Below are 20,567 nucleotides of genomic sequence, written 5' to 3'. Positions count from 1 at the left end.
AGAAAGAGAAAGAATTGCGTTCCCCCCGTTCAATCATTATGAACCAATGATAAAGTGTAAAACCCGTAGCGATATACCAACAGGAGTGATGACAAATGGCGACCCCTAACACCATTAAGGCCGCAATTTTCGATATGGACGGCTTGCTGATTGACTCGGAGCCATTATGGCTACAGGCTGAACTGGATATTTTCACCTCACTGGGGCTGGATACCACCTCGCGAGATACTTTGCCCGATACACTGGGTTTGCGTATCGATTTAGTGGTGAAGATGTGGTTCCAGGCCATGCCATGGCAAGGGCCGAGCCAGGCAGAAGTATGCAAGCTCATTATCGCCAGGGCGATAGAGTTGGTGGAAGAGAAGCGCCCGGTGTTGCCGGGCGTCGAATATGCGTTGGATCTTTGCCGCCAACAAGGACTAAAAATTGGTTTGGCCTCAGCCTCACCCTTGCATATGCAAAAGCGTGTGCTGGCAATGTTGGGAATTGAAAAATACTTCGACCGCTTGGTTTCCGCAGAATACCTGCCCTATAGCAAACCGCATCCTGAAGTTTATCTGAATGCCGCCTCTGATTTGGGTGTTGACCCACTGCAATGCGTCACTTTAGAAGATTCTGTCAATGGGATGATTGCCACTAAAGCGGCTCGCATGCGCTCTATTGTTATTCCATCCGAAGAGTATCGTACCGACCCGCGCTGGGCGTTAGCGGATATTCAGTTAGATTCGTTAAAACAATTACGCAGAGAAGATATTTCGTGATCGGCGGTTTTTAATGACCGCGTTGTTATTGCAGATGAATAAATATCGAGACAATGACAATAAAGGCGGCTGACATTGCAACTCAGCCGCCACAAGACGTTTTAGAGGAAATCATCCCGCTTAGGGGTAAAAGTGTCGATCAAAATACTGTTATCTTCCAGTGATACCGCACCGTGCATCTCATTCTTAACCGCGCGATAGGCATCCCCTGCTTTCAAAATACGTTTCTGCCCTTCAATTTCGACTTCAAAACTGCCGGCAGCGACATAAGCAATCTGGTCATGAATATCATGCTTATGTGCCGTACCAATGGCACCTTTGTCAAAATGAACGCAGACCATCATCAATTCATCACTCCAAGTCATGACTTTGCGTTTGATGCCATTACCTAGCTCTTCCCATGGCGTTTCATCATTAATAAAGAACATCTTCATCATTTCTCCTCATTATTATGCAGAATTGTCTGTAGCGTAGTCACAGTTTTACGTTGAATTCGGCTTATTCTACGGCCAAATTCCGCAGTTTGATCATATTTAATCCAAAAATCATGACGTCCCTCAAAAAATAATAAAACATCATTTCATTTTTATTGAATTAACTTCCCGCAAATACTATCATCATCGCATTGAAGAAACACTCAGTCAGAAGTTAAACCTTCGTACGCGGTCAACATCATTCCGACTTCATGCGAATTTTCTCATCTGACGAGCTATCTGATTGGGGTTATATCCCTCCAAGATATTGTTCTGAAAGAGAGGCACCGACATGCAAGTTCGTCAAGGCATCCATAGCGACCACGCAAAGCAACTTGATACCGCGGGTCTGCGTCGTGAATTTCTAATTGAAAATATTTTTGTCGCAGATGAATACACCATGACCTATAGCCACATTGACCGAATTATTGTCGGTGGCATTTTACCGGTCAAAAAAGTCGTCAGTATTGGTGATGAAGTGGGTAAGCAGTTAGGGGTCAGCTACTTTCTTGAACGTCGTGAGTTAGGGGTGATCAATATTGGTGGTCCGGGCCTTATCCGCGTTGATGGCCAGAGTTATGAAATCGGCAATGAAGAAGCTTTGTATGTCGGTAAAGGCGCAAAAGAAGTGCAATTCAGCAGTGTCGATAGTGCGCAACCGGCCAAGTTCTACTACAACAGCGCACCGGCACACACCACTTATCCCAATAAAAAAATCACACTGGCAGAAGCCGCACCGCAAACACTGGGTGATGACGCTACCAGTAATCGTCGCACTATCAATAAATACATCGTGCCCGATGTGTTGCCAACCTGCCAACTGACGATGGGCTTGACCAAGCTGGCACCTGGCAACCTTTGGAACACTATGCCTTGTCATACCCATGACCGCCGCATGGAAGTGTATTTCTACTTTGATATGGACGAAGAAACCGCAGTCTTTCACATGATGGGCCAGGCACAAGAGACTCGCCATTTATTGGTCCACAACGAACAGGCTGTTATTTCACCGAGTTGGTCTATCCATTCGGGTGTGGGCACTAAGCGTTACACCTTCATCTGGGGCATGGTTGGTGAAAACCAAGTCTTCGGTGATATGGACCACATCGCCGTTAGCGAACTGCGCTAAATGTTTGCCAACAGCGTTAAGCGTCACCAACCAAAGCCGTCATTTGGCGGTTTTCTCCCCAATATTATAATCGCGGTAATCTTTGACCGCCTTGAGAGAGATGTTAGCTATGATCTTAGATTCCTTTGAGTTAAAGGGTAAAGTTGCTCTGGTTACCGGCTGTGACACTGGTTTAGGCCAAGGTATGGCGATTGGTTTGGCCGAAGCGGGTTGTGATATCGTCGGCATAAACATCGTTGAGCCACTAGATACTATCGAAAAAGTGACTGCACTGGGCCGCCGTTTCTTGAGCCTGACTGCCGACCTGAGCAAAATTGATGGTATCCCTTCCTTATTAGAGCGCGCAGTTAAGGAATTTGGTCAAATCGATATTCTGGTTAATAACGCCGGTATTATTCGCCGTGAAGATGCGATCAACTTCAGCGAAAAGGACTGGGACGATGTCATGAACGTTAACATCAAAACCGTGTTCTTTATGTCTCAAGCGGTGGCCAAACAATTCATCAAACAAGGCCATGGCGGCAAAATCATCAACGTTGCTTCAATGCTGTCTTACCAAGGCGGTATCCGCGTGCCATCTTATACTGCATCGAAAAGCGCAGTGATGGGCGTCACCCGTCTGTTAGCCAATGAATGGGCAAAACACGGCATCAATGTGAATGCGGTAGCGCCGGGTTATATGGCAACCAACAACACCCAACAACTGCGTAAAGATGAAGAGCGCAGCAAAGAGATCCTTGACCGTATCCCGGCTGGCCGTTGGGGCTTACCTGATGATCTGAAAGGCCCAGTGGTTTTCCTGGCCTCTAAAGCATCTGATTATATCAGCGGCTATACCATCGCCGTTGATGGTGGTTGGTTGGCTCGCTAAACCAATAATGATGATTAATTTGAGTTAAGGTTTGTTATACCGAGTTATAGACAATACGCAGACTCATAATCACCTTAAGGCACAACAGAAGTTGTGCCTTTTTTATTAGTTATTTATCAAATAGTTAACAAATAAACTTATCTTGAAAATCCTGCCAAAAAACCAAAAATAAAAAATTCAAAACAACGTTCCGACTTCGATCACACTTTTGTCATTCGCCCAATGACTCGCCAGTAAATACAAATATAATGGATTGAAACGATGTTTCTATTTATAAGGAACCTTAAACCGGTTCCGTACTGATGTTCAGATGATGGGGTTACGGTGATGGATTTTGTAGGCAACATTAAAGGCAGCGACGCAACGATGATCAACTGGCTAAGCGCTATTCGCAGCTATGTTGATTTAGTCCAGTCTGTTGGCCATAGCAAGCAAAACCCAACCCCTCTGATGGCTGATGGTTTTGACGTCCAGACCCACCAACCGGTAGTCTGGGCATTCCCTGATGGCCGTAATACTCCGATATCTAATTTTGCCAGTCAACAGAATTGGTTGCGGACTCTAGATGCTCTCAGTCTGGTGACGCAGGACCCGCAATATCACCAACAAGCACGGGTGCAAACGCGCTATTTCATGCAACTGGGTGTGCATGAGCAAAGCGGGTTATTTTACTGGGGCGGGCATCGCTTCTTGAATTTGGATACCTTGAAGACCGAAGGGCCAGAATCAAAAGCGCAAGTGCATGAACTTAAACATCATCTGCCCTATTACAACCTGCTGGCCAGCGTTGACCGAGAAAAAACACTTAATTTCCTGCAAGGGTTCTGGCATGCCCATGTTGAAGATTGGCAAGCGCTGGATCTGGGCCGCCACGGTAGCTATGACAAACAACGTGACCCTCATGTTTTCACGCATCTGCGTCATGATGTGGTTAAACCAGAGGAGTTGCCACAGTTACCTGAGACTAAAGGCCTGACCTTTGTAAATGCAGGAACCGATCTGATTTACTCAGCTTATAAATATGCTGAGTACACCGGTGATATAGCCGCGGCGGCTTGGGGCAAGCATTTATATCGCCAATACGTTTTAGCTCGCAATCCTGAAACTAACTTGCCGGTTTATCAGTTCAGTTCACCACAACAGCGTCGCCCCATTCCGGCTGATGATAACCAGACCCAATCTTGGTATGGCGATCGCGCCAAGCGCCAGTTTGGCCCTGAATTTGGTGAAATTGCGCGCGAAGCGAATGTTTTGTTCCGCGATATGCGCCCACTGTTGATTGATAACCCATTAGCTATGTTGGATATTCTGCGTCAGCAGCCCGATGCTGAAGTGATGCAATGGGTAATTGAGGGATTAAAGAATTACTACCGTTTCGCTTATGACGTCGAAAGCAATACATTGCGCCCATTATGGAACGACGGTCAGGACATGAGTGGCTATGTCTTGCAACGTGATGGCTATTATGGGGCCAAAGGCACGGTTATATTGCCATTCGTATTAGACGTTGATTATTTGCTGCCGCTGGTTCGTGCCTGGCGCTTAAGTGAAGATGACGAGCTGTTAGATCTGATTGGCGTATTGCTGCATCGCTGGCAGTTGGCTGAGTTAAACAAGCAAAAGCGCCGCGCAACACTGATGATCGGCAAAAAACCCACCGCCACGCCTTATCTGCTGCTGGCCTTAGTTGAACTGGCTGAGCATTGCCAATGTACCCAATTATTTGAATTGGCCTGGCAAACTGGCAATACCTTATTTAAGCAACATTATCATCACGGCCTGTTTGTCGAATCGGCAAATCACCGTTATTTCCGTATCGACAACCCGATTGCATTAGCTTTATTAACCTTGATTGCAGCCAAACAAAATAAGTCGGCGGCAATACCTCAATTTATTACCAATGGTGGTTACATCCACGGAGATTATCGGGTGAATGGTGAAAGCCGCACTCTATACGATATTAATTTTATTTATCCGAAGCTTTTGAATCAGTAGTTTTATTTATCTTTCATGTTATTAAAAATAGGTAAGCATTATGAATGAAAACAGAATGCTGGGGTTAGCCTATATATCACCTTATATATTAGGGTTGATAATATTTACGGCTTTCCCCTTTGTATCATCTTTCTTTCTCAGTTTTACTGAGTATGACTTAATGAACCCTCCCGTTTATAACGGGATCGAGAATTACCGTCATATGTTCCTTGAAGATGATTTATTCTGGAAATCCATGGGCGTTACTTTCGCTTATGTGTTTCTTACTATTCCATTAAAATTAGCCTTTGCTCTGGGGATCGCTTTTGTACTGAACTTCAAATTACGTGGTATCGGCTTCTTCCGTACCGCTTTCTATATTCCGTCAATTCTGGGCAGTAGCGTAGCAATTGCGGTTTTGTGGCGTGCTCTGTTCGCCATTGATGGTTTGCTGAATGGTTTCATCGGTGTATTTGGGCTTGACCCAGTCAACTGGCTGGGAGAGCCGGCACTGGCATTGACATCGGTCACATTACTGCGTGTTTGGCAGTTTGGTTCTGCCATGGTTATCTTCCTGGCCGCTTTGCAGAACGTACCACAGTCCCAATATGAAGCTGCCATGATTGATGGTGCTTCTAAATGGCAAATGTTTATGAAAGTTACCGTGCCACTGATCACGCCGGTTATTTTCTTCAACTTTATTATGCAAACCACCCAGGCATTCCAAGAGTTTACCGCGCCTTATGTCATAACCGGTGGTGGGCCAACCCATTACACCTATTTATTCTCGCTCTATATATACGATACAGCGTTTAAATACTTTGATATGGGATACGGTGCGGCACTGGCCTGGATATTATTCCTGGTAGTCGCCCTCTTCGCCTCAATTGCATTTAAATCTTCCAAATATTGGGTCTTCTACTCCGCCGATAAAGGAGGAAAAAATGACTGACGTACAACAAAACCCCAACCAGAAGAAATTAAATCTGGCGCAGGATATTGCTGATGCGGAAATTAACCGCACATTGCGTAAAGCAAAAGTCAGTGCCGCTATCCGCTATGTCGTTCTGATTATTGTCGGGCTGATGATGCTTTATCCTTTGCTGTGGATGTTCTCGGCGGCATTTAAACCTAATAATGAAATTTTCACCACATTAGGATTATGGCCAGAGCACCCGACACAAGATGGCTTTGTTAACGGTTGGAAAACCGGTACTGAATATAATTTCGGTCACTACATGCTTAACACCTTTAAGTTTGTTATTCCGAAAGTCATTTTGACCATTATCTCTTCCACTATCGTGGCCTATGGATTTGCACGTTTTGAGATCCCATGGAAGAAATTCTGGTTCGCAACATTAATCACCACCATGTTGCTGCCGAGTACTGTGTTATTGATTCCGCAATACATCATGTTCCGTGAAATGGGCATGCTGAATAGTTACATGCCACTGTATCTGCCACTGGCGTTCGCTACACAAGGGTTCTTCGTCTTTATGCTTATCCAGTTCTTGCGCGGTGTTCCTCGCGATATGGAAGAAGCAGCACAAATCGACGGATGCAACTCCTTCCAAGTGTTGTGGTATGTGGTCGTGCCAATCCTGAAGCCAGCCATTATCTCTGTGGCTCTGTTCCAGTTCATGTGGTCAATGAACGACTTTATCGGCCCACTGATTTATGTCTACAGCGTAGATAAGTATCCGATAGCGCTGGCGCTGAAGATGTCAATTGACGTGACCGAAGGCGCACCGTGGAACGAAATTCTGGCAATGGCAAGTATCTCCATTCTGCCGTCCATCATTGTTTTCTTCCTGGCTCAACGCTACTTCGTTCAAGGCGTAACCAGCAGCGGAATTAAAGGTTAATAGAGGATTTATCATGGCTGAAGTCATTTTCAATAAATTAGGCAAAGTTTACTCCAACGGTTTCCGCGCGGTTCATGGCATTGATTTGAAGATCCATGATGGCGAATTTATGGTGATTGTTGGCCCATCTGGCTGTGCTAAATCCACTACCCTGCGCATGTTGGCAGGCTTGGAAACCATCAGTGATGGCGAAGTACGAATTGGTGATCGGGTGGTCAATAACCTGGCGCCGAAATCTCGTGGTATCGCCATGGTGTTCCAAAACTATGCGTTATATCCGCATATGACAGTGAAAGAAAATCTGGCGTTTGGCTTGAAGTTAAGCAAGCTGCCAAAAGACCAAATTGAAGCACAAGTTGCTGAAGCGGCAAAGATTTTGGAATTAGAAGACCTGCTGGATCGCTTACCACGTCAGTTGTCCGGTGGTCAGGCACAGCGTGTTGCGGTTGGTCGTGCCATTGTTAAAAAGCCAGATGTCTTTTTGTTCGATGAGCCGTTATCAAATCTGGATGCCAAACTGCGCGCATCGATGCGTATCCGTATCTCAGATTTGCATAAGCAACTGAAGAAAAGCGGCAAAGCAGCAACTACCGTTTACGTCACCCACGACCAAACCGAAGCAATGACCATGGGTGACCGTATCTGTGTGATGAAACTGGGCCACATTATGCAAGTGGATACTCCAGATAATCTCTATCACTACCCTACCAATATGTTTGTTGCCGGTTTTATCGGCGCGCCGGAGATGAATATCAAACCGAGCACGCTGGTAGAAAAAGACGGGCAAATTGGCCTGACCGTCGGCCAATACACCCTGGTCTTAAATGAAAAACAGCAGGCTAAAGTTGCCGCCCACGCCGGAGAAAAAGTGTTCTTCGGCGTACGTCCTGAATTCGTCAGCATGTCTATGCAGCCGTTTGCCGAAAATCACTCACAAGGTGAATTGGTACGAATGGAGAACATGGGCCATGAATTCTTCATGTATATCAAGGTTGACGACTTTGAATTGACCTGCCGCTTACCGTCTGACGAAGCACGGCCAATTATCGAAAATGGCCTGCATCGCACCGTGTATTTCCAGTTTGATATGGATAAATGCCATATCTTTGATGCAAAAACAGAAAAAAATATCTCTCTTTAACAGGAGCAGTACCTAATGAAAAAAGCGATCCTACATACGCTAATAGCATCCACTCTGGCGTTATTGTCACACCAAGCTTTTGCAGCACAGGATGAAGTCAATTTACGTATGTCATGGTGGGGGGGTAATGGCCGTCACCAGGTAACATTGAAAGCGATCGAAGAATTCCACAAACAACATCCGAATATTAATGTTAAATCGGAGTATACCGGCTGGGATGGTCACTTATCTCGTCTGACGACACAGATTGCAGGTGGTACTGAGCCAGATGTTATGCAGACTAACTGGAACTGGTTGCCTATTTTCTCTAAAGACGGCACTGGCTTCTACAATCTGTTTAACGTAAAAGAACAATTAGATTTGGCACAATTTGATCCAAAAGAATTGCAACAAACCACAGTTAATGGCAAGTTGAATGGTATTCCAATTTCTGTGACTGCGCGTGTTTTCTATTTCAACGATGCGACTTGGGCTAAAGCAGGTTTAGAATATCCTAAGACATGGGATGAATTACTTGCTGCGGGTAAAGTGTTTAAAGAAAAACTGGGTGACCAATATTATCCAGTGGTATTAGAGCACCAGGATACATTAGCGTTAATCCGCTCTTATATGACCCAAAAATACAATATCCCTACCATTGATGAAGCAGGTAAGAAATTTGCCTACACACCAGAACAGTGGGTTGAGTTCTTTACCATGTATAAAACCATGGTAGATAGTCATGTTATGCCATCCACCAAATACTATGCCTCATTCGGCAAAAGTAATATGTATGAAATGAAGCCGTGGATTAATGGTGAGTGGGCCGGTACTTATATGTGGAACTCCACTATAACTAAGTATTCCGATAACTTGACCAAACCTGCAAAATTGGATCTTGGCCCTTACCCAATGCTGCCAGATGCGAAAGATGCCGGCTTATTCTTTAAACCAGCACAGATGCTTTCAATTGGTAAAACAACCAAGCATCCAAAAGAAAGTGCGATGTTAATCAACTTCTTATTAAACAGCAAAGAAGGGGTTGAAGCATTAGGTCTGGAGCGCGGCGTGCCATTAAGTGCGGCTGCTGTGACCCAGTTACGTGCTAGTGGTGTAATTAAAGATGAAGATCCTTCTGTGGCTGGCTTGAATATGGCGCTGGAATTGCCACATAAAATGACAACTTCACCATACTTTGATGACCCGCAAATTGTTTCTCTGTTCGGTGACGCAATTCAATATATTGATTATGGTCAGAAGACCGTACAAGAAACTGCAGAATACTTTAATAAACAAGGTGACCGTATTCTGAAACGCGCAATGCGTTAATTAATTAGTTTAATTTAACTTAAGCTTCTAATAAACCCTGCCATTAATTTGGCGGGGTTATTTCGTTTTATAAATAAAGATAATAACGACCAATTAGACCGACATCACAATTTAATATTTGTTTAAAAAATTAATCATCAACAAAGATCTGGATCACATAATTATTTATAAATACAAATAGAATGTACATCCACAACAAATGAAACGTTGTTTCTTTATTCGTGAAATTGTTTTTCAATCGTATGTTGATTCTTTATAAATTTGTTAATGACTGTTGCTTTAAATAACCATAACCCTGGGATTATATAAAAAATGAAATTTAAATTACTGACTCTGGCAGTGGCATCTGTAATTAGCTTTAGTTCTGTGGCAACCACAATTGATTACCGACATGAAATGAAAGACACCAGTAAATCAGATCATAAAGACCGTTTACTGATCTCCAATCGCTTTGCTAATGGTTTTGGTTTGTCTTTGGAAGGGAAATGGGGCCAGCATAGTTCCGACACAACTCCGAATAAACCATTCAACGAGCATGTTAGTAATGGTACTGAAGTGGTTGCCAGCTATGTTTACCAATTCAATAAAACATTCTCACTGGAACCTGGTTTCTCATTAGAGTCAACTTCAGACTCTAACAACTACCGCCCTTACCTGCGTGGTAAAGTCGCCTTTACTGATGATTTCTCAACCTCACTGCGTTATCGCCCATATTACAAACGTAACCAGCCAGCTCAAACCAAACAAACAGAGAAGGGCCACGAGTTCACCATGCTGTTTGCCTATAACTTCTTGAAAGACTATTCAGCTGAATATGAATTGAACTACAAGAAATCTGAAGACGAAATTCTGGCAAATAAAGAGAAAGAAGAGTGGAGCCATGACCTGAAGGTCGCTTACAAGTGGGATAAAAACTGGAAGCCTTATGTTGCAATCGGCAACGTGGCAGGTAGCAAAACCACTGACGAGCGTCAAACTCGTTATCGTGTAGGTGTGCAGTACAGCTTCTAATTTTGGCCTTGTAAATAGACGTGTCGTTATAAGTACCCTCATCATTATTTGTTAAATTATGCCCATACCCGTATTACTTTGGGGAAAAGTTGACTCCCGGTCGCTTTTCCCCTTTTTTAAGCCGCGTAATCAGGGCCCCAATATCCAGTCAATCACCTCGCGCCTCGTCCCCTACATTTCCCCCGCAGCACAGATATCACACAGCTGAATACCAAAGCGGAATTTACCTCTCTCAGCCAGAGAAAAATGAGACATTTAGTTACAGCGTAACGGCTATCTAAAGCGAGATAAATCTCATATACTGGATATATCAACAGCTACAGATTCGGAATTCAAGTATGACAGGGGAAGGACACCTTATTTTTTCTGTCGCCTGCGTTATTTTTGCCAAAAAAGTCGGTCTTACCCCTGAACTGGCACATGGCGACTGGTGGCATATTATACCTGGCGCCCTGCTAACTTCCCTGCTGCCAGATATTGATCATCCAAAGTCTATCTTAGGTCAGCGGCTGAAGTGGATCTCAACCCCTATTGCTCGCGCATTTGGTCATCGCGGCTTTACCCATAGTCTGTTGGCGGTGATTGGTGGTATTGCCCTTTTCCAAATGGATATTTCACGGGATTGGATTGTTCCCCCAGATGTATTTCACGCCATGATTATTGGCTATTTTAGTCATCTATTAGCCGACATGATAACGCCCGCCGGAGTCCCCCTCCTCTGGCCTTGCCGTTGGCGTTTTTCTATCCCTATCTTGCGGCCCCAGAAAGGCAATCAATTGGAGCGAGTATTATGTGTGCTATTAGTTTGTTTTTCCGTCTATTGGCAGACTGACACGACAATTCCGCTGCTATCCTATATGGAGCAATTGAAAAACTTTAGACTGTGATCACACTTTAATGAGCAAACTATAACCAATCTGAATACATTCTATACAAATCATGGCAAAAATTTATAAACAATTCTTTTTGGATATAAGTGAGCCATGGGGTAACTGCTACCATACACGGCTAATGACATAATTGACTGTATCTGGCTCTGTTCTATAAAAAATAGAAATAGAGTGCGTAGCCAGTATTTAAAATAATAATTTGGAGATTTGGGGATGAACCTACCGCTTGTGATTAACGTGCTGGTATTTGTGGCACTGCTATTACTGTTGGCACAAACCCGGCATAAGCAATGGAGTCTGGCTAAAAAAGTTTTGGTTGGTCTGGGGCTAGGTGTGCTGTTTGGTCTGGGGTTGCAATGGGTTTATGGTGCAGATAATCCAGTACTGAAAGAGTCTATCACTTGGTTTAATATTGTCGGCAATGGCTATGTACAGTTACTGCAAATGATTGTTATGCCACTGGTATTTGCCTCTATCTTAAGTGCCGTGTCTAAACTGCATAATGCTTCGTCACTGGGTAAAATCAGTGTTCTGACTATCGGCACTTTATTGTTTACCACATTAATTGCGGCATTGGTCGGGGTGCTGGTCACCAATCTGTTTGGCTTAACTGCTGAAGGTTTGGTGCAAGGCACACAAGAATCAGCGCGATTGAGTGCGATAGAGAGTAATTATCTTGGCAAAGTGACTGACCTGTCAGTACCTCAGTTGATTCTGTCCTTCATTCCGAAAAACCCATTTGCCGATTTAACCGGTGCTAGCCCAACATCAATCATCAGTGTGGTGATTTTTGCTACCTTCCTTGGTGTGGCGTCGCTGCAATTGCTGAAAGATGATGTGGCGAAAGGCCAACGTGTTCAGGTCGCTATTGATACCCTCCAGGCTTGGGTGATGAAGCTCGTGCGTCTGGTCATGAAACTGACCCCTTATGGGGTGTTGGCATTGATGACCAAAGTCGTTGCTGGCTCTAATATTCAAGACATCATTAAGTTGGGTAGTTTTGTTGTTGCATCCTATTTGGGCCTGGCCATTATGTTTGTGGTGCACGCGCTGTTGCTGTCTTTCACCGGTATCAATCCACTGAGATTCTTCCGTAAAGTATGGCCAGTGCTGACTTTTGCATTCACCAGCCGTTCTAGCGCAGCCAGCATTCCGCTGAATGTGGAAGCACAAACTCGTCGTTTAGGTGTGCCCGAGTCTATTGCCAGTTTCTCCGCCTCCTTTGGTGCGACTATCGGCCAGAATGGTTGCGCGGGGCTCTACCCTGCAATGCTGGCCGTCATGGTGGCACCGACTGTTGGCATTAACCCACTGGACCCAATATGGATTGCGACACTGGTCGGGATTGTCACTATCAGCTCAGCCGGTGTTGCCGGTGTCGGCGGCGGCGCGACCTTCGCCGCACTGATTGTCTTACCTGCGATGGGCTTACCCGTCACATTGGTTGCGCTGCTTATCTCGGTTGAGCCATTGATTGATATGGGCCGTACCGCATTGAATGTCAGCGGTTCAATGACTGCTGGTACTGTTACCAGCCAGCTAATGAAACAAACAGATAAAGAAATTCTTAATAGTGATGATGATGGCGATTTAGCCCATCAGTAAGCATTGATGTATTGAGTAGTGATAACCCGAGCAAGCCCGTCAGAAGTGACGGGCTTTTTTATTTCTAGCGACATCCATCTTGCAGTTTCAAGTACAGCGAACATCCCCAAAGTCATTGGAGCTACAGGTAGACGGCAAGTGAACAAGTCCCGATGAGCTTACTCATGTACGAGTGAAAGCAGCCAACACCCCTGTAGCGTCAAGTATGCAGGGGACGATATTTCTCCACTAGCGCGAGTGCAATAGCTTCCGTCTCTACATCAGGTACGCCACTGAAATCTTGCGCTCTGAAATGCATCTGAAAAGCCTTAATGACTTGCTTCGTTTCATCATCCAGCTCACCACTCTGGGGGATTTGGTAACCATAGCGAGCTAGCGCCTGCTGAATAACACTGACTGAAGCCATATCTCGCTTATCGCGACCATCGATATACTTTGTGACCGTTGCGTCATCTGGCCACGCACCAATACCAAGCAGTGCCAAACGCTGCCAAGGGAATAGTGGACCGGGATCGGATTTTCTTAGAGGGGCAATATCGCTATGAGCAACAACATCAGTTGGGTCAATATTATAACGTTCAACAATGTCCTTAGTTAGCCGCTCAATCAGTTTAATCTGTGATTCGTTGTAAGGGTACCACTCCCTACCCAGCATCTTCTCAGTGAAGCCCTTATTAACGATTTCAATACCTATCGAGGTATCATTCAGGCTACTACGCCCGTGCCAGTCACTAACACCGGCATGCCAGGCACGCTGAGACTCGGGAACCAATTGCAAAACAACAGGTTTACCATCAAGAGTGTCAGGATGTGTTTTTACCAGATAATGGGCGCTGACCTGTCCTTGCGTCAGTACCTTCAATGATTCAGCATCATCTATCGCGGTATAATGAAGTACCAAGAACCGTACTCGTTCATTTTGGGCAATCGAAGGCATACTGGTATCAACCTTATAATCACCCCGATCGATCAATTTATGCTGATTGTCACGTTGGGAACTACTACAACCGGCTAGCAGCAGTAATATCCCGGCGCTTAATAACTTCCTCATCATATTTCTCCCTATAATATGCTTAAGCACGGTTATAGTGACCCAGCAGAACTAAATGAACTATAAACAATGTTTCTAAATAATAACTATTAAGATTTGAGAAGACTTATACACTAAGTGCCTTGACGTTGCCGTCATGAGGTATGATTGTCAATAAAAACGGCCCCTGATTATAGGAGCCGCATGGGATGGAAAGGAATAAATAGTTATAATTAACAGCTGATTACAAATATCCAATAATTATACAGTATTTACCCTAATTAGAAATTTCCTCAGAAAGGATAATCGCGATAACCCATCTGTTCTGAAATATTGCGCGCTGCGCGATGTAAAGATTTCACAATATCGCTCTTACTGTCTTCAGAAAAACGTAATGTTGGATATGAAATACTTAACCCGGCAATCACCACGCCGAAGCGGTCAAAAACAGGGACAGCGATACAACGCAGACCTTCTTCTTGTTCTTCAACATCTTCGCCGAAACCTTGTTCACGAACTTTATCCAGCACTGGCAACAATTCTGCGGCACTGCCCAAAGTATGTTTGGTACTGCGGGTAAACTCGATGTGAGACAAGATTTCTTCTACTTCACCACGGTCACGCCATGCCAGCAGCACTTTACCAATGGCCGTACTGTGCAGTGGATTACGACGCCCAATGCGAGAATGCATCCGCAGGTTATACATAGAGTCAATTTTATGTATATAAACGATGCTGTCTTCATCCAAAGCACCCAAGTGAATAGTTTCACGAGTTTCATTGGATAATTCACGCATTTGTATATCAGCGCTACGAATCAAATCGACATTTTGTAGTGCTTTAGCTCCCAACTCGAATAACTTCAACGTTAAGGAGTATTTCTCTGATTCGCCTTCCTGTGCTACATAGCCCAAGGATTTCATGGTCTGAAGGAAGCGGTATACTGTACTCTTAGGCATCATTACACGTTGAGAAAGTTCGGTAATACCAATTTCCCGTTCTTCGCCCAATGCTTGTAAGATGCCAAAAACTTTCAGAACCGACGAAACAGAGTCGGGCTGTTTATCTAGATCTGCAATAGCCATTGTTTGGTTACCCTACTCAGTTTTCTGTGTTTCATAAAACAATATGTTTTAAAAAAAATAGAACAGTGGTTTTATTATAAAGGGAAGTCGCGAGACTGTGCAATAAACCAATGTGAATAATCGGATAAAAGCCTTGCAGACAGCAAATTAGCCTCTTTCCATGAAAGAGGCTAGTGCAAAATTCAACTATTTCCAGACCGACTCAGGCAATGTGGCCAAATATAATGCCGGCTTACCGTGAACGTCAGATGTAAACAGCACTTGTTTATCATCAGGCGTAAAGGAAGGATGCGGATGTGTTACCTGGCGATCGCCTTCGAATACTTTCCATGAAGTGTCGTGGCGAGCAATACGATGCTGAGTGCCATTTTTCATGTTGAAAACATAGAGGAAAGGATCGTTTTCGATCTTATAGCCGCTATCATCTTGGACATCTACTGGTGCATCAGAACCATCACCAACCATCAGAGTGCCATCATAGTTACTCATGAGATGAGAACAGGCTGGCATTGAGGTCAGTTGGCGGTTTTCCAATGTTTCTGGATCTGCACTGTAAATAAAGCGGTCCGGGCTGCCTTTCATGTAAGAGACATACACCAAGGCGGAACCATCTGGTACCCAGAATTCATGGGTGCAGCTTTCGCCTGCGGCGTGGGTTTTCACCTTACGCATATTGCTGCCGTCTTCATTGATTAACCACATACGTGCGTCAACCAAGTCGTGTGGACCTTCATGGCAGAACGCTACTGTATTGTCATCATATGGGCGATAAATTGGATGACCAAGCCACTGATTCTCTTGCAGAATTACCGCTGACTCACCTGTTTTTAAATCAACACGCATCAGTCGGCAGCAGGGTTTCGTGAAATAGAACTCGTGGAATTTTTTCCAGTCAGTCAGCGGTTGCCAATCTTCACGCTTAATTTCAATACCCACTAACTTGGTACAATCTGAGTTTGCGACCCAAGTACCATAACCAACCCACTCTTCCGGCACTTGATAAACCACGTTCTCTGCCAAAGAGGCCAGATCAACGCGCATCAGGTTGCGACCATCCTTCACATAAAACAGCGCATCGTCATCCGGTGATAAGAAACCACCAAAAGTATTGTCGCCACGCCCTTCTGTCAGTTGTGTTGCCACCCGAGTATTGAGATCCAGCAGGTAATAGTTCCACGGGCCATCAAAAGCGCCGCCAAACAACAGTTTGCTGCCATCACGGGTGAAACATTTTTGATAGAAATAGTTACGGTGGCAAGTCACATCAGGAGGCGTCAGACGTGTCACTTGTGCACCGGTAGAGGCATCCTGATAAGTATGAAATGTCAGGGGGATTTGTTTACCTTTGGCCATCCGGAAAGTCCTTAAAATCATCAGAGAATTAAAATTTGCCCGCAGGGGAACCTGTTCGGCTAATACTATCTCACATTATAGAAACGATGTTTCATTTTTCCGTGATCGTGGTTCTGTTTTTACTGATTTACACAAATTACTGTCCTTATCAGGCTGTTAATCTTGCTTTGATAGCAATTTATGTACTCTTTTTTGAAAATAATTGTCTTTTACAAATAACCCTGCTTGTAGGGATGCATTCAAGCACAATAATCGTTAGCATAGAAAAATTCCCCTACCTTATTATTTTTACAGATAAAACCTATGAACCCATCAGCAACAGATGGAATGCCGATTCCTCAGCGCTATGCTGCAATACTGGTTATCGCTTTAGGTATTACGATCGCCGTGCTGGACGGCACTATTGCTAACGTCGCGCTACCAACCATTGCTCGTGACCTGAATGCCAGCCCCGCTACATCTATCTGGGTGGTAAATGCCTACCAGTTGGCCATTACCGTATCACTGCTTTCTATGGCTTCGCTGGGTGACATCATTGGTTATCGGCGGGTATATCAGGCCGGTCTATTGGTATTTAGTATCACATCACTGTTTTGTGCCCTGTCGGACTCTCTCTGGACACTGACATTTGCCCGAGTACTGCAAGGGCTCGGTGCTGCGGCACTGATGAGTGTCAATACTGCATTGATTCGCATTATTTATCCGCGGGCACAGTTGGGCCGAGGTATCGGTATAAACTCACTGATCGTGGCGGTTTCTGCCGCGGCTGGCCCCACCATTGCCTCCGCCATATTATCGGTTGCATCCTGGCAATGGCTGTTTGCGGTTAACGTCCCCATCGGGTTAGTGGCATGGGGACTAGGTATGAAGTACTTACCCGCCAATAACATGAAAAGTAATGGCAATCGCTTTGATATGACCAGTTGCATAATGAATGCACTGACATTTGGCCTACTGATCACCGCTATCAGCGGTTTTGCCCAAGGAGAAAGCCCAACACTGATTGCTGCCGAAGTCATCGCATTACTGCTTATCGGCTTCTTCTTTGTGCGCCGCCAACTCAGCCAGCCCTTCCCTTTACTTCCGGTTGATTTGCTGCGCATTCCCATTTTCGCACTATCAATCGGCACATCAATTTGCTCTTTCGCCGCACAAATGCTGGCAATGGTTTCACTGCCATTTTTCTTACAAAGCGTATTGGGCCGTGATGAAGTCGCCACCGGACTGCTGCTAACACCATGGCCACTGGCCACTATGGTTGTCGCGCCTATCGCAGGGCGCTTGGTTGAACGCTACCATGCTGGATTACTGGGTGGGATTGGTCTGGCGGTCTTTGCCAGTGGTTTATTCCTGTTGGCAATATTACCCGCTGACCCTAGTGATATCGATATCATCTGGCGGATGGTGTTGTGTGGAGCTGGCTTTGGTCTGTTCCAGTCGCCTAATAACCACACTATTATTTCCGCAGCCCCGCAGCAGCGCAGTGGTGGTGCCAGCGGGATGTTAGGGACGGCAAGACTATTGGGGCAAACAACTGGCGCGGCATTGGTTGCGCTGATGTTTAATATGTTTTCAACCGGTGGAACTCATGCTTCGCTGGTTCTGGCTGGATGTTTTGCCAGTATCGCGGCATTGGTCAGTTTATTGCGCGTAAGCCAAAAACGGAGCTAACCTTATTGTCATGCTAAAACCCCCGCCGATGCGGGGGTTTTATTTATCTTTATATATTATTACTATAATAAATTCCCTAGTTATTATCCTGCCAAGCAATGCCAAGTAATACTCGCCAGAATATTATTTTTCGCGACAGATATTTATTTAAATAAGTTATTTATCATTTATTTTTCATGATTTTTAATATCTTGCCAAAGCTAATTGTTTTTCTGCCAATCTTAACCATACCTTCTTCAGGTAAATAACTGAATTTGACATACAGAATGGGGCCACTTTCTTTTTGTTTTGCATCTAATTGATGGAGTGCATCATTCAAGCCTTTAAGGTCACTTGGAATACCTGCTGCATCGGTAAGAATGGTGCCGAAAGGTAAAAATTTCTGTGCCTGTTCAACTGAGGCGATTAAAATATCATTAAGTGGGAATAGACCGCTAAAGCGCTGCCTGACCACGTAGGGGGAGATACCCATGTAAATATCAGGTAAATCAGCGATATGGTTTTCAATCCCACTGGTTTCATTGCTAAGTAGAAATTCCGCGACTTCAACGGCGGTTCCTACCAACACCAGCGGCTTAGTCCCAGCCCCTTTCTCAGAAAAGAGATATTCATTATTGGAATCTTTGACTGCTTTTTTCAATTCGCCACGGTCAACAATCAGGCTGAAATACTTCCCTTGCTTAATTTCTGGCGTGGGCTCTCGCCACATATCGGCAGTGGCAAACTGAGGTATACAGCTGCCAATTACCCCCATAAATAACAGTAATGATGATGACATAATTTTCTTCATAATTAATCCATATAAAATAATGTAAATTATTAAGTCATAGCAAGATTAGCGCCATCGACTAAATAGTATTGAAGCTGATAGCTTGGCACTTTTCATTCAATAAATAACTCATGCTTCAACCTTAATTAACGCATGATTATATTATTTATAGTGCTATAGAATTAGCTTAATAAAGTAGATTTGATTAAAGGCCATGTTCAATTTCATGATAGCCATATGAAATAGTATTCATACTGTTTTCTGTTACTCATTCCTTATTTTTAATGACTAATAAGGGTGGCAATAGTGACTTTGGTGCGAGCTGAAGAGAGGAGATAACTTCTGAAGTATCAGGCCAATGGCCCTGTTCTTGGTGGGTTGTGCCTTATATAACATTCGCGGAGAGTCTCTTGCGACACTCTCCGCGAGTTTTAAAACCAACTTTAATGTTCCGCTGCTATCCTGGTTATTTCAGATATTGACCAGAACGCAACGCTTCAATACGTTTATCCAGCGGCGGATGCGACATGAACAACTCGCTGAATGATTTAGATTTACCGTTAATGCAAAAAGCCATCATGCTGCCAGCTTCCTGTGGCTCATAGCTGGTTTTCAAGCGCTGCAATGCGGCAATCATCTTCTCACGCCCCACCAGCCTTGCTGAACCGGCATCGGCATGGAACTCACGATGACGCGAGAACCACATGGTAATGATACTGGCAAGAATACCAAACACTAACTCCAATACCATTGATACGGCAAAGTAAACCATCGGGTTGCCGGAACTGCTACCCTCATTGTCGCGGTCGCCAGACAAGAAGCCAGCAGCAACTTGCGCAATCAGGCGCGAAATGAAGATGACAAATGTATTCACAATCCCTTGAATCAAGGTCATGGTGACCATATCACCATTAGCCACATGACTAATTTCATGGGCAATAACCGCTTCAGCCTCATCACGGCTCATATTTTGCAAAAGGCCAGTACTGACGGCGACCAGTGAAGCATCACGGCGAGCCCCTGTGGCAAAAGCATTAATATCCGGGGCCTGATAGATAGCCACTTGTGGCATGGCAATGCCAGCCTGCTGAGACTGGCGACGCACAGTCTCCAGCAACCAACGTTCAGTTTCATTACGTGGCTGTTCGATAACTTCACCACCTACTGAACGCAAAGCCATCCATTTGGACATCAGCAACGAAACGAATGCGCCGCCGAAACCAAACAGACCGGCCATGATCATCAGCCCCTGCACACTGCTGGACTGAATACCTGTCAGGCTAAGTACCAACCCGAACACCAACATAACGGCCAGGTTGGTGAGAAGGAACAGAGCGATACGCATCATAAAAATTTATTTCCTTATTGTGTTAATTGGCGATTGTACTAAATCGACACTGCATTAAGTCAAAATAGGTATTAAGTCATAATTGCTATAAAACTGAATGATGACTTAGCCAAATTACTGCTGAGATATGCTGATCGTATGGGCATCTGATAAATTTTCAAGGCTTGTTAAGTTCTAAGAGAGTAAATCAACATAACTTTACAAATTTGGATACTTTTTATTACATATTCTGCTATTTTTTCGCCAACTCATTAGCTTCGCCATAAAAAAAGCAAAAAAAAAT

General features: G+C 44.5%; 18 protein-coding genes. 12 read left to right on the top strand and 6 right to left on the bottom strand.

The features are described 5' to 3' along the window. Window positions 1-95 precede the first annotated feature (95 nt). A complete protein-coding gene (hxpB, locus tag N0H69_RS13120; protein ID WP_050134555.1) occupies window positions 96-761 on the top strand; it encodes a hexitol phosphatase HxpB in 666 nt (221 codons plus the stop codon). A 101-nt stretch (window positions 762-862) separates the two neighbouring features. On the opposite strand, the gene N0H69_RS13115 is transcribed toward hxpB, so the two are convergent. Further along, window positions 863-1,195, bottom strand: a complete 333-nt coding sequence (locus N0H69_RS13115; RefSeq protein ID WP_019210190.1) for a cupin domain-containing protein — start codon at window positions 1,193-1,195, stop codon at window positions 863-865. Window positions 1,196-1,526: 331 nt separating this feature from the next. On the opposite strand from N0H69_RS13115, the gene kduI reads away from it, so the two are divergent. The 10 genes from kduI (at window position 1,527) to N0H69_RS13065 (ending at window position 13,028) form a co-directional block, all read left to right on the top strand. Further along, window positions 1,527-2,363, top strand: coding sequence for a 5-dehydro-4-deoxy-D-glucuronate isomerase (kduI, locus tag N0H69_RS13110; protein WP_050109608.1), 837 nt, complete (start codon window positions 1,527-1,529; stop codon window positions 2,361-2,363). A 109-nt stretch (window positions 2,364-2,472) separates the two neighbouring features. Beyond that, on the top strand, window positions 2,473-3,234 hold the full coding sequence (gene kduD, locus N0H69_RS13105) for a 2-dehydro-3-deoxy-D-gluconate 5-dehydrogenase KduD (protein WP_050109677.1): 762 nt from the start codon (window positions 2,473-2,475) through the stop codon (window positions 3,232-3,234). 327 nt (window positions 3,235-3,561) lie between these two features. Continuing rightward, the gene (locus N0H69_RS13100) at window positions 3,562-5,229 is read left to right on the top strand and encodes a pectate lyase (RefSeq protein ID WP_050121234.1); all 1,668 of its coding nucleotides are present in this window, start codon (window positions 3,562-3,564) and stop codon (window positions 5,227-5,229) included. 40 nt (window positions 5,230-5,269) lie between these two features. Beyond that, a complete protein-coding gene (locus N0H69_RS13095) occupies window positions 5,270-6,160 on the top strand; it encodes a carbohydrate ABC transporter permease (RefSeq protein ID WP_050109610.1) in 891 nt (296 codons plus the stop codon). Then, complete coding sequence (locus tag N0H69_RS13090; protein WP_050109611.1) at window positions 6,153-7,073, top strand: carbohydrate ABC transporter permease; 921 nt, start codon at window positions 6,153-6,155, stop codon at window positions 7,071-7,073. The genes N0H69_RS13095 and N0H69_RS13090 overlap by 8 nt, the downstream gene beginning before the upstream one ends. 13 nt (window positions 7,074-7,086) lie before the next feature. After that, a complete protein-coding gene (locus N0H69_RS13085) occupies window positions 7,087-8,214 on the top strand; it encodes an ABC transporter ATP-binding protein (protein ID WP_050109612.1) in 1,128 nt (375 codons plus the stop codon). A gap of 15 nt (window positions 8,215-8,229) precedes the next feature. Continuing rightward, window positions 8,230-9,522 (top strand): ABC transporter substrate-binding protein, encoded by a 1,293-nt coding sequence (locus N0H69_RS13080; RefSeq protein ID WP_050109613.1) that lies wholly within the window; start codon window positions 8,230-8,232, stop codon window positions 9,520-9,522. 312 nt (window positions 9,523-9,834) lie between these two features. After that, window positions 9,835-10,533, top strand: a complete 699-nt coding sequence (locus tag N0H69_RS13075) for an oligogalacturonate-specific porin KdgM family protein (protein ID WP_050109614.1) — start codon at window positions 9,835-9,837, stop codon at window positions 10,531-10,533. A gap of 338 nt (window positions 10,534-10,871) precedes the next feature. Further along, window positions 10,872-11,420, top strand: a complete 549-nt coding sequence (locus N0H69_RS13070) for a metal-dependent hydrolase (RefSeq protein WP_050109615.1) — start codon at window positions 10,872-10,874, stop codon at window positions 11,418-11,420. A gap of 216 nt (window positions 11,421-11,636) precedes the next feature. Beyond that, complete coding sequence (locus tag N0H69_RS13065; protein WP_050109616.1) at window positions 11,637-13,028, top strand: L-cystine transporter; 1,392 nt, start codon at window positions 11,637-11,639, stop codon at window positions 13,026-13,028. Between the two features lie 199 nt (window positions 13,029-13,227). Here the strand turns inward: N0H69_RS13065 and N0H69_RS13060 are convergent, their stop codons facing one another. The 3 genes from N0H69_RS13060 to ogl all read right to left on the bottom strand — a co-directional run bounded on the left by N0H69_RS13060 (window position 13,228) and on the right by ogl (window position 16,496). Further along, window positions 13,228-14,079 carry an N-acetylmuramoyl-L-alanine amidase gene (locus N0H69_RS13060; RefSeq protein ID WP_050151127.1) on the bottom strand — a complete coding sequence of 284 codons (852 nt, stop codon included), beginning with the start codon at window positions 14,077-14,079 and terminating at the stop codon, window positions 13,228-13,230. Between the two features lie 272 nt (window positions 14,080-14,351). Next, window positions 14,352-15,143: a DNA-binding transcriptional regulator KdgR gene (gene kdgR, locus N0H69_RS13055; protein WP_050109618.1), complete on the bottom strand. Its 792-nt coding sequence runs from the start codon at window positions 15,141-15,143 to the stop codon at window positions 14,352-14,354. Window positions 15,144-15,329: 186 nt separating this feature from the next. Further along, window positions 15,330-16,496 carry an oligogalacturonate lyase gene (gene ogl, locus N0H69_RS13050; protein WP_050121228.1) on the bottom strand — a complete coding sequence of 389 codons (1,167 nt, stop codon included), beginning with the start codon at window positions 16,494-16,496 and terminating at the stop codon, window positions 15,330-15,332. Between the two features lie 303 nt (window positions 16,497-16,799). Between ogl and N0H69_RS13045 the strand changes: the two genes are divergently transcribed. Then, entirely contained in the window at window positions 16,800-18,167 is a 1,368-nt protein-coding gene (locus N0H69_RS13045; protein ID WP_050151126.1) for an MFS transporter, read from the top strand. A gap of 163 nt (window positions 18,168-18,330) precedes the next feature. Here N0H69_RS13045 and N0H69_RS13040 read toward each other — a convergent pair whose 3' ends face one another. Next, a complete protein-coding gene (locus N0H69_RS13040) occupies window positions 18,331-18,921 on the bottom strand; it encodes a hypothetical protein (RefSeq protein WP_253272098.1) in 591 nt (196 codons plus the stop codon). Between the two features lie 481 nt (window positions 18,922-19,402). Beyond that, entirely contained in the window at window positions 19,403-20,284 is an 882-nt protein-coding gene (gene htpX / locus N0H69_RS13035) for a protease HtpX (RefSeq protein ID WP_050097497.1), read from the bottom strand. Window positions 20,285-20,567: the final 283 nt, after the last annotated feature.

It is taken from the genome of Yersinia alsatica (genome assembly GCF_025133195.1).
In the GTDB taxonomy this organism is placed as follows: domain Bacteria; phylum Pseudomonadota; class Gammaproteobacteria; order Enterobacterales; family Enterobacteriaceae; genus Yersinia; species Yersinia alsatica.
This window is presented reverse-complemented; position numbering and strand designations above follow the sequence as displayed.